The following is a 14,096-nucleotide window of genomic DNA, read 5'->3' as shown; positions in this document are numbered from 1 at the left end:
CCGCGGGGCGACCATGGCACGCCGTGCGCGGCCGCTAAAGGGACGATTGCAACAATTCTAGACTGATTTTGGGGATATCGGAACTAAGGTACCAGATCGATCGTCTCGGTCGTGTGTTCCACGCAGATGAAGCAGCAGGTGTCGCAGGGCTGGTCATTATCCGGCCCGACGCCGGCGGAGATACTGTCGTTGCCGTTGACCCAGGCGCCGTAGCAGATGTGTTCGCCCTGATTGCAGGAGAGCGGCACCGATTTTTGCGAGGCGGGGTCGATCAGGAATACCTGATCGCTGCCCGGCCAGACCGTTTCGCGGTCGCGGCTGAACAGCTCGACCGCAACCGCTTCCTTGCGCAGGTTCTTGACGAAGAAGGCCATCTCGGCTGCCTCGGACGACGTGGTGAAGAGCAAGGCAGCAAATGCAGCCATGCGAAACAGCGTCACGGTCTCGATCTCCCGAATCATGGCGCCAGAATCGCATGCCTGCCGGGAACTAGAAAGACGCAGGGTGCTCCGCCGCGATCTGCCGTCCCAGCCTCGTCACTTGACGCACCAGAAGTTCGAGATCCTCGCGCCGGGTGCGGTGGTTGGTGATCGCCACCCGCAGCCAGTGCTGGCCATGTACGGTGGTGTCGGAGAGTGCTGCAATGCCCTCTTCCTGCAGCCGCAGCATGATTTCGGTGTTGAGCGCCTTCGGCGCCTCGCCGGCGAGGCCCGGCTGATAGCGGAAGCAGACAATGTTGATGGTCGGCAATGCTGCCAGCTCCAGTTCCGGCTCGGCCTCGATCAGCCCGGCGAGGTAACCCGCCTGCGCAATGTTCTGGTCGATCAGACGTCCGAACTTGTCGGCGCCATGCTCCTTTAGCGCCATCCACACCTTGAGCGCGCGAAAGCCGCGCGACGTCTGCAGGCCGTAGTCGTGCAGCCATTCGCCGGAGGCGAGACCGCGCGGGGTCGATTCCAGGTATTCCGGCGTCACCGCGAAGGTCTTGCGATGTGCGACGGCGTCCCTGACAAGGGCGCACCCCACCTCGAATGGCGCGTGCAGCCATTTGTGCGGATCGAGCGCGACCGAATCGGCCCATTCGATGCCGGCGACGCGATGGGCATTTTCGGGTGCAATGGCGATCAGCGCGCCGATGCAGCCGTCGACATGGAACCAGAGGTCCTCCTCATGCGCCAGTTTGGCTAGCGCCCGCAGATCATCGATCGCCCCGGTGTTGACCGTGCCGGCCGTGCCGATGACGCAAGCCGGCTTGAATCCGGCCGCGCGGTCCTCGGCGATTGCGGCGCGCAAGGCGGCGATATCCATGCGCAGGCCGGCATCGGTCGGGATGCGGCGCAGCGCCCGGTTGCCGAGGCCGAGCGCTTCCATCGCCTTGCGGTGGCAGGAGTGGATCTGGTCCGAGCCATAGAAGCGTAACGGCTTCTCGATGGCGGCAACGCCGTGCTCGCGCACGTCGATGCCGGCCTTGACGTTGCGCGCCACGGTCAGCCCGATGATGTTGGCCATCGAGCCGCCGCTGACCAGCGTGCCGCCGGCGGAAGCCGGAAAACCCAGCATCTGCTTGCACCAGTTGACCACCTGGCTGTCCATCAGCCCGGCGGCGTGGTTGCCGCCGCCGAGATTGGAGCCCTGGATCGCCGCCAAAAAATCGCCGAGCGCGCCAGCAAAATTGCTCGACCCCATGTACCAGGACCAGAAGCGCGGATGGATGTTGCCCATTGGATAGGACATCACAGTCCGGGAGACCTCGTCATAGACAGCGGCAAGGGGCGACGGCGATCGCGGCAGGGGTGCCGCGAAGACATCTCTCACATCCGCCGGCATCTCCCGCCATACCGGGCGGTCGCGCACGTCGCGGAGGTAATCGACCGCATCGTCGATGACCTGGTGCGACAGGGCCTGCACATCGGCCCAGTCCCGGGGGTCAAGCGTTTCCTCGGTCACGCCAAGGGTTTCTTGCGCCATGTCCATGATGGGTCTCCGTCAAGCCGCCGGGAACTGGCAGCCGGGCGTCGAGCGCGACAGGGCGATCTCGTCGGCATCCATCTCGGCCTCGATTCCGTCGAACAGCGGCGTCGACATGTAGCGTTCGCCAGTGTCGGGCAACATGCACAGGATGACCGCGCCGGCGGGTGCCCGTTCGGCGACCTGCCGCGCCACCGCGAAGGTGGCGCCGCCGGAAATGCCGGTGAAGATGCCCTCCTGCCGGGCCAGCGCCTTGGCCCATTTGATGCCCTCGGGCCCGGCAACCGGCATCACCTCGTCATACAGGCTGGCGTCGATCGCTTCCTGCAGCACGTTGGGGATGAAATCCGGCGTCCAGCCCTGAATCGGGTGCGGCTCAAAGGCCGGGTGGGTGGCGGCGGGAGCGCCATCGGCAGCGCGCTGCTGTGCCTTGCCGCTGCCGATGAGCTGTGCATTGGCCGGCTCGGAGAGCACGATGCGTGTCTCCGGCCGTTCCCGGCGCAGCACGCGCGCCACGCCGACGACCGTGCCGCCGGTGCCATAGCCGGTGACGAAGCCGTCGAGCCGCGAACCGGCAAAATCATTGATGATCTCGCGCGCCGTGGTCGCCTCGTGGATGGCGGCATTGGCCGCCGTTTCGAACTGGCGAGCGAGGAACCAGCCATTGGCCTCGGCCAGTTCCACGGCCTTCTTGTACATGCCAAAGCCCTTCTCGGCGCGCGGCGTCAGCACCACCTTGGCGCCCAGCATGCGCATCAGTTTGCGGCGCTCGACGGAAAAGCTGTCGGCCATGGTGACGACCAGCGGATAGCCCTTCTGCGCGCAGACCATGGCCAGCCCGATGCCGGTGTTGCCACTGGTCGCCTCGACCACCGTCTGGCCCGGCTTCAGCGCGCCGCTGCGCTCGCCCGCCTCGATGATGTTGAGCGCCAGGCGGTCCTTCACCGAGGCGCCCGGGTTGAAGAATTCTGCCTTCACATAGATCGTTGCGTGGGCCGGTCCGAGATTGTTGATACGCACCGCCGGCGTGTCGCCGACGGTGTCGAGAATGCTGTCGAACAGGTGTCCGCGCCCGGCGGTGGTCCTGATTTTCTGCTGCTGCAACATCTTTTTATCTCCTCGATCGTTTGCCATCACAAGCCGGTTACAAACCGGCGGGTTGGGCGGCGAGGTTTCGAGACCTGGCCGCGCTAGGACAGACATGCCGGCATTGCGGCAATGGCGGCATCCGGCACGGAAATACGCCGCCGGATGCGCTTTGTCGGTTTCGGTGATACAGCAAGGGCCGACAGGCCAGCGTGGGAGCAGGCGTGGAAACGCACGTGGAATCCACTCGAACGAGACTGGACGGCCAAGCGACCGGCCTGTCTGTGCGCCTGCTTGGAACGCTGACGATCTCCCGCAACGGCGTTGCGGTGGCGCTGCCGGCCTCACGCAAGCTGCGCGCGCTGTTTGCCTATCTGGCGCTGGCGCCGCACGCCGTCGGCCGCAGTCGCCTGTGCGAGCTGTTGTGGGACGTGCCCAACGACCCCCGCGGCGAGCTGCGCTGGTGCCTCAGCAAACTGCGCGGCGCGCTCGACGAGCCGGATCGGCGCCGCGTCTCCACGCAAGGCGACACGGTCGCGCTTGACCTCAATGATTGCCTGGTCGATGCGCTGGAGGTCAGCCGCGCTGCGGAGCAAGGGATCGGCACCCTCGACGCGGAGCGGCTAGGGGCGCTGGCCAAACTGTTTGCCGGCGATTTCCTCGACGGGCTGGAGCTCGAACGCAGCCCGCATTTCAACAGTTGGCTGGTCGCCCAACGCCGCCGTTTTCACTCATGCCAAGTCGCCGTACTGGAGCATCTTGTCGCAAACCATCCGGCTGACACCCCGGATGTGTCCGCGCATCTCGACAAATGGGTCGAGCTGGCGCCGTTCGACACGCGCGCGCATCTGGCGTTGCTGGCCAATCTGGCGGAACGCGGTGAGATCGGCGCGGCCGAGCAGCATCTGGCGGCGGCAGAACAGTTATTTCAGTCGGAGGCGATCGATTTCGGACCGGTCAATGCCGCCTGGCGGGTGATGCGTGAGCAACGGCCAGCCGTCTTGCAGCTGCCGGCCGGCCTGTCCGCGGTATCGCAATTGGTCGCCTCACCCGGCCATACGGGCCCGGTCGAGCCGAGCCATGCCTCGCTGGCCGTCATGCCGTTTGTCGAGGAAACCGGCGGCGCGCGCGGCGGGCTTGCCGACGGTTTTACCCACGACATCATCACCCGCCTGGCGAAGCTCAGGGATTTCTTCGTCATCGCGCGCGGATCGGTGTTTGCGCTGGCCGAGAAGAACATCGCACCCGAGGATGCCGGCCGCCGGCTGAATGTCGACTATGTCGCCACCGGCACGGTGCGCAGCCCGCTCGGCCGCCTCATTGTCAGCGTCGAACTCATCGAGGTGCGCACGGCCAGGATCGTCTGGGCCGAGACGTTCGAGCGCCGGTCCGACGACATCTTCGGCTTGCTCGACGATATCGGCAACAGCATCGTCTCGTCGATATCGGCCGAGATCGAAACGGTCGAGCGCAACCGCGCCATGCTCAAGGCGCCCAATTCGCTCAACGCCTGGGAGGCCTATCACCGCGGTCTCTGGCACATGTACCGCTTCACGCAGGTCGAGAACGAGCAGGCAAGGCATTTCTTCGACATGGCCTTGCGGCTCGATCCGACCTTTGCCCGCGCCTATGCCGGCCTGTCCTTCACGCATTGGCAGAATGCCTTCCAGCGCTGGGGCGACCGCGACCGGGAAAGCGCGCTGGCCTTCGAGAGCGCCGGCCACAGCCTATTGGTCGACGACCACAATCCGGCCGCGCATTGGGCGATGGGCCGGGCGCTGTGGCTGCGCGGCGAACAGGACGGTTCGCTGCTCGAACTGGAACGGGCGGTGGACCTCAGCCCCAACTTCGCGCTTGGCCATTACGCGCTGTCCTTCGTCCACTCGCAGTCGGGCGACCCGCAAGCGGCGATCGGCTCGTCCGACCATTCGCGCCATCTCAGCCCGTTCGACCCGCTGCTGTTCGGCATGCTGGGGGCGCGGGCGATGGCGCATGTCCGGCTCGGCCAGTTCGAGGAGGCGGCCGAATGGGCGCTGAAGGCAGCGGCACGACCCAACGCTCACGCCATCATCCTGGCGATCGCCGCACACTGCCTGGCGCTGGCGGGCCGGCTTGACGAGGCGCAGGGCTTTGCCGCCGCCATCCGCAAGACCTTGCCGAACTATTCAAGCGACGATTTCATCGGCACCTTCCGCTTCGATCCGGATGCCGCGGCACTGTTCCGGCAAGGCGCTAGACGCCTCGGGCTGGGCTGAAGCCGGGGATCATGGCCCGGAACTTCGCCTCAATTCCGCCGGGTTAACAAAGTCGGAAGGAGTTGCTTAACCGTTCCCGGCTATGTCACGCCCGGGGGGTCTGACAAAGTGAGTATGATGAGCAACAGCCCCGACAAGCGCAACGAATGGCGCGCCATCTTTTACGTGCAAGCCCGCGTTGCCATCCTGTTCGTGCCGGTTGTGGCCAGCCTGCTGATCATAGCCGCCCTTGCCGGCAACGAACGCAAATCCGTTCCCAGCACGATCGACCCGACCGTAACAGGCTCCGTGCGATAAGGCGGCCGTTTCCCTCTTGGCGAGAGCGCCGTCTTTGGCTGGGAACGCTATGCTGCGTCGAACATTGTGTTTCCAGCGATGGAGGACATGATGACGAGAGCCCTCGACGTGAATGAGAACACCGCGCAAAATCCCAAGCGCCTGCCGCAGCCGCGGCCCGATGACGACCTGAAGAAAAAGAAGGTTGAAGGCATAGCCTTCCAGGTGAACGAGAACAGTGTGGACAACCAGGAGCCCGCGCCTGCATCGCCAAAGCGAGACTGAGCGCGAAATCCGGTCCCCTGACGGTCAGGCAAAAGCCCGGGAGAACCGGGCTTTTCTCTTTGGGGCTCCAGCCCCTCTTCGCCCGGCGCTGGCTCAATAGAATCGCGGGATCGGACCGTTCTGGGGTGTCGTGCGGTCGCCGAGGTCGAGAAAGGCCTCGTCTATGTAGCACCAGCCCCAGCCTTCCGGCGGATCATAGCCCTCGATGATTGGATGGCGGGTGGCGTGAAAATGCTTGGTGGCGTGACGGTTGGGCGAGTCGTCGCAGCAGCCGACATGGCCGCAGGTGCGGCATAGCCGCAGATGCACCCATTGCGAACCGCTCTTCAGGCATTCCTCGCAGCCGAGCGCGCTCGGCGTCACGTCCTTGATCTCAGCCGCATGTCTGCATTCATCCGCCATCACACTCTCCCGATCAATTGAGGCGCGACGGCGTGGCTGCCGTCTTGCGCTAGATAGGCGTGCAACGCCGCCACCACCTGGGCACCCTCGCCGACGGCCGCCGCGACGCGTTTGACCGAGCCGGCGCGGACGTCGCCGATGGCAAACACCCCGCTGCGGCTCGTCTCCATCACCCCATGCGCCGATCCCAGGTCGGATCCGGTGCGCACGAAACCGTTGGCATCCAGCGCCACGTTGCAGTGCGCCAGCCAGTCCGTATTCGGGTCGGCGCCGATGAACAGGAAGAGATGGCGGATCGGGCGCGTCGTTTCCACGCCGCTGGCGCGGTTGCGCCACCGTACGGTGGCAAGATTGCCTTCGTCGCCTTCCAGCGCCTGGACCTCGGTCCCGGTCAGCACCTCGATGTTCGGCTGCGCCTTGATGCGCTCGACCAGATACCGCGACATGCTGGCATCGAGGCTGCCGCCGCGCGCCAGCAGCGCCACCTTGTGCACGTGGCTGGCCAGGTAGACAGCCGCCTGTCCGGCCGAATTGCCGGCTCCGACCAGCGCCACCTCCTGGCCTTGGCAAAGCCGCGCTTCGATCGGCGAGGCCCAATAATGCACGCACGTCCCCTCAAACTGCGCCAGATTGGCGACATCTGGGCGGCGGTAGCGCGCACCGCTGGCGATCACCACGGTGCGTGTCCGCACGGTCTCGCCATCGCCGACATCAAGCGTGTAACGGGCACCGTCGGTCCCAGCGCTCAACAGCTTCGCCTCGTCGGGTATCACCATTTCAACGCCGAATTTCTGCGCCTGGTTGTAGGCGCGCGCCATCAGCGCCATGCCCGAAATACCGGTCGGAAAACCGAGATAGTTCTCGATACGCGAGGAGGCGCCGGCCTGCCCACCGAAGGCCCGGCAATCGAGGACGATGGTCGACAGACCTTCGGACGCCGCATAAACGGCCGCCGCCAGCCCCGCCGGCCCGGCGCCGACGATGGCGACGTCGTATAATTTGTCGGCATCGATCGGCCGCAGCAGGCCGATGCAGCGGGCGAGGTCCTTCTCGCCGGGATTGAGCAGCAGCCGGCCGCTCGGACACAGCACGATCGGCAGATGGTGGAGGTCGACATCGAAGCGCTCGACCAGGGTTTTGGCGCAGGGGTCGCTGTCGGAATCGAGCACGCGGTGCGGCTGGCCGCTGCGGGCCAGGAATCCCTGCAACCGCAAGACGTCGGCATTGCCGACGGGTCCGATGATGATCGGCCCGCTGGTTGCGCTTTCCAGCAGCCCGACACGGCGCAGGATCAGCGCCCGCATGATGCGCTCGCCGAGATTGGCCTCCTGCACCATCAGGTCGCGCAGCCTCTGCGAGGCGATGACGAACGCCTTCACCGGCTCGGCGGCCCGCGCATCCACCAGCGAGGGGCGGGCTGAAAGCTGGGCCAGTTCGCCGACGAAGCTGCCCGGACCATGCGTCACGATCGTTTCGCGCCGGCCGAGCCCGCCGTCCTGGATAATGTCGACCCTGCCCGACAGGACGACGATCAGGCCGGGCGCCACATCGCCGGACGTAACGATATACTCGCCGGTGGCGTAGGCGCTGGCCTCGCCGAACCGGCGCATGCGATCGATGTCGGCTTCAGCCAACGTGGGAAACGCCTGATCGCGACGGGCGCCGAAGATCGGGTTGGTGGTCGATTGAGACATGGTTGCGACCGTACCGAAGCGGCGGCGCAGTTTGAAGCGGTTTGTTCGGCGCCTAGCCGAGAGCAGAGGTTGGCGGCAAAGAAAAAGCCCGGACGAACCGGGCTTTTTCTTTGGGTTTCTGAACCGTCGAATGGTTCGAAACGGGAATTTGGTGCCCAGAAGAGGACTCGAACCTCCACTCCTTGCGGAACACGGACCTGAACCGTGCGCGTCTACCAATTCCGCCATCTGGGCTGGTGCGGGCTCATGTAAGCGGGCAAGCGATGTGTGTCAACGCGCTTTTTTCAAAGCATGATCCCGAAAAGTGGGAACCGGTTTTCGGAAGAGATCATGCCCAATCAAGAAAGGCTTGCTGCTTGCCGGCTCAGCTCTCCAGCACTTCCTTGGAAGCCACCGTGGAATCGGCGTTGAGCGTGTAGATGACCGGCACGCCGGTGCCGAGTTCCAGCTTGACGATCTCCTCGCCGGACTTGCCGTCCAGCGCCATGATCAGCGCGCGCAGGGAGTTGCCGTGCGCGGCGACCAGCACGGTGCCGCCGCGCAGCACGTGCGGCTGCAAATCGTGCAGGTAATAGGGCCAGACGCGCGCGCCGGTGTCCTTCAGGCTTTCTCCGGCGGGCGGCGGCACGTCGTAGGAGCGGCGCCAGACATGCACCTGCTCCTCACCCCATTTCTTGCGGGCATCGTCCTTGTTGAGGCCGGAGAGGTCGCCATAGTCGCGCTCGTTGAGTGCCTGGTCGCGGATGGTTTTCAGATCGCTCTGGCCGACGGCGTCGAGAATGTGCTGGCAGGTTTTTTGCGCCCGGACCAGCGCCGAGGTGAAGGCGATGTCGAACTTCAGGCCGCGCGCCTTGAGTTTTTGGCCTGCGGCCTTGGCCTCGGCGTGGCCCAGTTCGGTCAGGTCGACGTCGCGCCATCCGGTGAACAGGTTCTTCAGGTTCCATTCGCTCTGGCCGTGGCGCACGAGCACGAGGGTTCTCGACATGTTTGCTCCTTCAAATTGCCAGATAGGCAGGTTGGCAGATTGGCCGCTCAGCTGAGGCCGAGCACGTCCCGCATCGAATAAAGTCCCGGCTTGCGGCCGCGCGCCCATAGCGCCGCCTTGACGGCGCCGCGGGCGAAGATGGCGCGGTCCTCGGCGTGGTGGGACAGGGTGATGCGCTCGCCGGTGCCGGCCAACATCACGCTGTGGTCGCCAACCACCGAGCCGCCGCGCAGCGAGGCAAAGCCGATCGAGCCGGTCTTGCGTACGCCGGTGTGGCCGTCGCGGACGCGGACATCGTTGCCGGCGAGCGCGATGCCGCGCCCGGCGGCGGCGGCCTCGCCGAGCAGCAGCGCCGTGCCCGACGGTGCGTCGACCTTGTGCTTGTGGTGCATTTCGAGGATCTCGATGTCGAAATCGTCGGGGTCGAGCGCTCGTGCCGCCTGTTCGACCAGCACCGCCAGAAGATTGACGCCGAGGCTCATATTGCCCGACTTGACGATCGTCGCGTGGCGCGCCGCCGCCGCGATCTTGGCGTCATCGTCGGCCGAGCAGCCGGTGGTGCCGATGACATGGGCGATGCGCGCCTGCGCCGCGTAGCCTGCGAATTCGACGCTCGAGGCCGGCGTGGTGAAATCGAGCACGCCGTCGGCCCTGGCGAAGACCGGCAGCGGATCGTCGCCGATCGGCACGTCGATGCGGCCGACGCCAGCAAGTTCGCCGGCATCCTTGCCCAGATAGGGTGAGCCGGCACGCTCGACGGCGCCGATCACGCGGACGCCGGGAATGGTGTGGATGGCGCGGATCAGCGTCTGCCCCATGCGGCCGGCAGCACCCACCACGACCAGGCCCATATCGCTCATGAAGGTCTCCCGACCGCCTTTTTCGCGCGGCTGCGCGGCGACGGAGTTTGGATTGGCTTGGCGTCGTCGACAAGCCCCAGCCCCTTTTTGCCCTGTACCCGGTGGAAGCGGGCATAGACGCTGTGCGGGTCAGCCATCAGCGAGGCATGCGTTCCCTGTTCGACCAGATGGCCCTGTTCCAGCACGATGATGTGGTCGGCATTGACCACCGTCGACAGCCGGTGCGCGATGACGATGGTGGTGCGCCCTTCCATGACCTGGATCAGCGCTTCCTGGACCCGAGCCTCGGCCTCGTTGTCGAGTGCCGACGTCGCCTCGTCGAGCAGAAGGATCGGCGCCTGCCGCACGATGGCGCGGGCGATCGACACGCGCTGGCGCTGGCCGCCCGACAAGGTCACGCCGTTTTCGCCGACGGGCGTGTCGTAGCCCTGCGGCTGCTGGCGGATGAAGCCGTCGGCCTCGGCCTGCAGCGCGGCCTGTTCGATTTCGGCGTTGGTGGCATTCAACCGGCCATAGCGGATGTTGTCGCGGATGGTGCCTTCGAACAGATAGGGCTGCTGCGAGACATAGGCGATGGAGCTGCGCAGCGAGTGCTTGGTGATCTTGGAAATGTCCTGGCCGTCGATCTCGATCGTTCCCGCCTCGACATCGTAGAAGCGCTGCAGCAGCGCCACCAGCGTGGTCTTGCCGGCGCCGGAGGCGCCGACGATGGCGGTCATCTTGCCGGCCGCGGCGACGAAGCTCAGGTCCTGCAGCACCGGTGCCTCCTCGACATAGCGGAACGACACGTTGTTGAAACGCACTTCGCCGGTGGTGAACCTGGCCTCGGCGGCTCCCGGCGTGTCGCCTTGCTGCGGCTCGAGATCGAGAAGTTCGTAGATCATGCGCGCATTGACCAGCGCGCGCTCCATGCCGACCTGCATGCGCGCCAGCCGCCGTGCCGGATCATAGGCGAGCAACAGCGCGGTGATGAAGGAAAAGACCGCACCCGGCGGCTGTCCAAGAACGATCGCCCGGTAGCCGGAATAGGCGATGACACCGGTGACGGCAAGACCGGCCAGCATGTCGGAGATCGGCGCCAGCCGTTCCGAGACGCGGGCGATCTTGTTTCCCCGCTGCTCGGCGCTGTCGGCGAGCGCGCCGATGCGGCGCGACAGCTCCTCTTCCATGGTGAAGGCCTTGACGATGGCAATGCCTTGCGTGGCCTCCTGCACAGCGCCGATCAGCCGCGAATTGATCTGCACCGATTCGCGGGTGATGCGGCGCACCCGGCGCATCAGATAGGTGACAGTCCAGATCAGCGGCGGTCCGATCAGCAGGGAGCTCAGGGAGAGAACGGGATCCTGGTAGATCATGACCCCAAGAAGGCCGAGCAACGTCACGCCGTCGCGCGCGATCGACGTGAGCGTCATCGACAGGAGGTCGCGGATGCCGTTGACGTTCTCGTTCATCTGGGCAGCCAGCCGGCCCGAACGCGTGTCGCTGAAAAAGCCGACGCCGAGCTTCATCAGATGGTCGAAGAGGCGTTTCTGGTAGCGCGCCACCAGATTGTTGCCGACCTTGGCCAGCGTCACCGCCTGGCCGTAACCGGCGAAACCGCGCACGAGGAAGGCCGCCATGATGGCGGCGCAAATCCACACGATCAGATCGCCGCGTCGTTCATAGAATATCGAGTTGACGACGGGGCTCATGACCCAGGCGGTGAAGGCGGTCGTCGCGGACACCGCGATCAGGCAGGCAGCGGCAAAAGCATAGGACCAGCGGTAATCACGGCCGTTTTCAGCGATAATGCGGCGGAGCACCGCCGTGACCGCACGGGGCGTGACTTTCGGCTTGTTGGGTATCTGAAATGTCAAATCGGAGCGCTTCACAGGTTCCTGCTTCCCGTGGCCGGGTTGCGATTCGGCACTTCTCTTAGCGCCAAGGGGCCGGCTTGCCTATGCCTTGGGGTGACTAACTTCGTCGCGCCAGCGGCGGTCCGCGGTCTGGACCCCGAACAGCGACGGGTTTCTGGCATAGGCGGCAAGGCCCAAAAGCGCTGCCAGCGGGTGGGTGATCACATAGACCGGCATGGTGCGCATGAGCGCGCTGTGCGGCGCCTTGTCCTCGAAGGCAGCACGGAAATTGCCGGCCTTCAGTGCCGGCACGATCTTCTGCGCGATGCCGCCGGTGAGGAACACGCCGCCGCGGCTCATGAACACCAGCGCAAGATCGCCGGCGGTGCGCCCGAGGCAGGTGACGAAGGTCTCCACCGCCTCTTCGGCAACCGGATCGGTCTTGGCCAGTGCCGCGGCGGTGACTTCCGCCGGCGTGGTGAAGGGGGCAGGCTTGCCGTCCGCCTTGGCCACCGCCCGGTAGACGTTGACGAGGCCGCGTCCGCACAGGATCTGCTCGCCCGAAATGCGGCCCTCGAGCTTCTCGATATGCGGGAAAACCTCGAAATCGCGCGGCGTGCGCGGACCGATGTCCATATGGCCGCCCTCGCCCGGCACCGGTATCCAGTGGCGAAGCGCATAGACCAGCCCGGCAACGCCGAGCCCGGTTCCGGGGCCGAGCACGACGCGCCCGGCATTTGGCTCCGGCGTGCCGCCGCCGATCTTTTCCATGTGCTCCTCGCCGAGCGCGACGACGGCCAGCGCCTGCGCCTCGAAATCATTGAGCACGACGATGTCGCTCAAGCCGAGGCTGGCGAACATCTGCCTGGGCTTGACGATCCACGGGCAGTTGGTGAGCTCGATCTCGTCGCCGTCGACCGGGCCGGCCACCGCCAGCACCGCCGAATTGGGGCGGACCGACGAGCGGTCGAGCACGGCCGCCTGGATCGCCTCGTCGATGGTGTTGTAATTGGCGGTCTGGACGATGGTCGGCTCGCCGGCCTCGGAATTGGCGTCGAGCACGATCGAGAAGCGCGCATTGGTGCCGCCAATGTCGCCGATCAGAATCGGAAACCGCAACAAAGTATCGTCATCGCCTGTGCTTGGCATGCTCTCGTCCGTCCCCGGCGCCCGCGACGGCGCAACGCCGTTCTACCGTTGACTAGCGCATGAGTTTGAAAAGGGAAACGGTTTTCGAGGCCGGTGTCACGGTGAGACAGGTTCTGCGGCCAAACGGCCACTATTTCGCAAAAACGGCACGGCTAAACCGGTTCAACCCTGGATAAACGCTGCAGCGGTCAGTTTCCCGGCCGTGGCCGCGGCAGTGGGATGCCGATCTCCGGTGTCGCGGTGAATGCGTTCACCGCGGCCGGCAAGCCGGCTGCACCACTGGTAGTGGCGGCGGGCAGCGAAGGCGCTTCGGGCTCGGGCGCCGCGGCCGCGACCGGCACAGCGCCGCCATAATAGGTTGCCGCCTCGGCAGACCCCGGCCCCGGCGCGTCGAGCACGGCGCGGCATTCCTTCGGCAAGTTCGCCATCGTCATCAGGTCACGGGCCTTCGGCGCATCCGGGTTCTTGTTGGGCCGCCAGGGCTCCTGCGTGAACCACCAGGCAAGCGGCTTGCCGCAGCCGTCATCGGCCGGCGTCGCTTCCTGCGCCTTGCAGTTGGGCGAGCCCGGCTGGCAGCCGATGCGCATGTGGAAATGATAGTCGTGGCCCCAGAACGGCCTGATCTTGCGCAGCCAGTCACGGTCGCCCTTGACGGTGTCGCAGAGCTTTTTCTTGATGCCGGGATTGACCAGGATGCGTTCGACCTCGGGATAGCTTGCCGCCCGCTTCAAAAGCATTGTATGTGCCGGCGTCCACAACGCGTCCTTCACCAGATGGGTCTTCTCGTCGACCATCAAGGTGGCGCTGATGCTCTCGCGTTGCGCCATCGACAGGGGAGAGCTGGGCATCGGCGTCAACCAGATGTCGGCATCGAGGCCGATCTGGTGCGAGGCGTGGCCAGTCATCATCGGGCCGCCGCGCGGCTGCGAAATGTCGCCGATCAGCAGGCCTGGCCAACCATCGGCCGCGGCGTCTCGCGACAGTTTCTCGATCACCGCGATCATCGCCGGATGGCCCCAGCGACGGTTGCGCGACGGCCGCATCACCTCCCAGGTCGGGCCATCCATGGGAATGGCGACGCCGCCGGCAAAACAGCCCTTGGAGTAAAAGCCAATGGATTGCGCTGCGGTCGCCGCCGGCAGCTTCTTGGCGCCGAACAGATCCTTCGCCCGTTCCTCGGCCGCTGCCGGCTGCGCGGCGAGCCCGGCCAGCGCGAACAGGCCGAGCGCTGTGGCCAGCAGTGATTTCCTGTCGAGAGATCGCCGCGTCGCTGTTTTCATGAAACCGGATCCCCACCGCAA

At 65.6% G+C, this 14,096-nt stretch carries 13 protein-coding genes and 1 tRNA gene; 3 read left to right on the top strand and 11 right to left on the bottom strand.

Going from position 1 to position 14,096, the window contains the following annotated elements; all coding sequences use genetic code 11:
* Positions 1-83: 83 nt before the first annotated feature.
* Genes AC1DZP_RS23300 through AC1DZP_RS23290 form a run of 3 tightly spaced genes read right to left on the bottom strand, consistent with a single transcriptional unit; the run spans position 84 to position 3,075 of the window.
* On the bottom strand, positions 84-461 hold the full coding sequence (locus tag AC1DZP_RS23300; protein ID WP_477305661.1) for a hypothetical protein: 378 nt from the start codon (positions 459-461) through the stop codon (positions 84-86).
* Positions 462-489: 28 nt separating this feature from the next.
* On the bottom strand, positions 490-1,974 hold the full coding sequence (locus tag AC1DZP_RS23295; protein WP_477305659.1) for a pyridoxal phosphate-dependent decarboxylase family protein: 1,485 nt from the start codon (positions 1,972-1,974) through the stop codon (positions 490-492).
* 12 nt (positions 1,975-1,986) lie between these two features.
* Positions 1,987-3,075 carry a PLP-dependent cysteine synthase family protein gene (locus AC1DZP_RS23290; RefSeq protein ID WP_457150282.1) on the bottom strand — a complete coding sequence of 363 codons (1,089 nt, stop codon included), beginning with the start codon at positions 3,073-3,075 and terminating at the stop codon, positions 1,987-1,989.
* A 215-nt stretch (positions 3,076-3,290) separates the two neighbouring features.
* On the opposite strand from AC1DZP_RS23290, the gene AC1DZP_RS23285 reads away from it, so the two are divergent.
* The 3 genes from AC1DZP_RS23285 to AC1DZP_RS23275 all read left to right on the top strand — a co-directional run bounded on the left by AC1DZP_RS23285 (position 3,291) and on the right by AC1DZP_RS23275 (position 5,870).
* Positions 3,291-5,309, top strand: a complete 2,019-nt coding sequence (locus tag AC1DZP_RS23285; RefSeq protein ID WP_477305657.1) for a transcriptional regulator — start codon at positions 3,291-3,293, stop codon at positions 5,307-5,309.
* Between the two features lie 117 nt (positions 5,310-5,426).
* Entirely contained in the window at positions 5,427-5,606 is a 180-nt protein-coding gene (locus AC1DZP_RS23280) for a hypothetical protein (protein ID WP_164548818.1), read from the top strand.
* A gap of 90 nt (positions 5,607-5,696) precedes the next feature.
* Positions 5,697-5,870 carry a hypothetical protein gene (locus tag AC1DZP_RS23275; RefSeq protein WP_477305655.1) on the top strand — a complete coding sequence of 58 codons (174 nt, stop codon included), beginning with the start codon at positions 5,697-5,699 and terminating at the stop codon, positions 5,868-5,870.
* Positions 5,871-5,963: 93 nt separating this feature from the next.
* Here AC1DZP_RS23275 and AC1DZP_RS23270 read toward each other — a convergent pair whose 3' ends face one another.
* From AC1DZP_RS23270 to mepA, 8 genes are all read right to left on the bottom strand, one after another.
* On the bottom strand, positions 5,964-6,272 hold the full coding sequence (locus AC1DZP_RS23270) for a UBP-type zinc finger domain-containing protein (RefSeq protein WP_095083735.1): 309 nt from the start codon (positions 6,270-6,272) through the stop codon (positions 5,964-5,966).
* On the bottom strand, positions 6,272-7,966 hold the full coding sequence (locus tag AC1DZP_RS23265) for an FAD-dependent oxidoreductase (protein WP_477305653.1): 1,695 nt from the start codon (positions 7,964-7,966) through the stop codon (positions 6,272-6,274). Before AC1DZP_RS23265 ends, AC1DZP_RS23270 begins: the two co-directional genes overlap by 1 nt.
* Positions 7,967-8,115: 149 nt before the next feature.
* Positions 8,116-8,200, bottom strand: a tRNA-Leu gene (locus AC1DZP_RS23260).
* 130 nt (positions 8,201-8,330) lie between these two features.
* Positions 8,331-8,951: a 2,3-bisphosphoglycerate-dependent phosphoglycerate mutase gene (locus AC1DZP_RS23255; protein WP_477305651.1), complete on the bottom strand. Its 621-nt coding sequence runs from the start codon at positions 8,949-8,951 to the stop codon at positions 8,331-8,333.
* Between the two features lie 47 nt (positions 8,952-8,998).
* Positions 8,999-9,811, bottom strand: a complete 813-nt coding sequence (gene dapB / locus AC1DZP_RS23250; RefSeq protein ID WP_477305649.1) for a 4-hydroxy-tetrahydrodipicolinate reductase — start codon at positions 9,809-9,811, stop codon at positions 8,999-9,001.
* Complete coding sequence (locus tag AC1DZP_RS23245; protein WP_477305647.1) at positions 9,808-11,667, bottom strand: ABC transporter ATP-binding protein; 1,860 nt, start codon at positions 11,665-11,667, stop codon at positions 9,808-9,810. The genes dapB and AC1DZP_RS23245 overlap by 4 nt, the downstream gene beginning before the upstream one ends.
* A gap of 81 nt (positions 11,668-11,748) precedes the next feature.
* On the bottom strand, positions 11,749-12,795 hold the full coding sequence (locus tag AC1DZP_RS23240; RefSeq protein WP_477224867.1) for a glucokinase: 1,047 nt from the start codon (positions 12,793-12,795) through the stop codon (positions 11,749-11,751).
* A gap of 188 nt (positions 12,796-12,983) precedes the next feature.
* Positions 12,984-14,075, bottom strand: a complete 1,092-nt coding sequence (gene mepA, locus AC1DZP_RS23235) for a penicillin-insensitive murein endopeptidase (RefSeq protein WP_477305645.1) — start codon at positions 14,073-14,075, stop codon at positions 12,984-12,986.
* Positions 14,076-14,096: the final 21 nt, after the last annotated feature.

The organism is Mesorhizobium sp. P2_F8 (genome assembly GCF_056403655.1).
The sequence above is the reverse complement of the archived record's forward strand: the minus strand, read 5'-3'. Positions and strand labels throughout refer to the sequence as shown.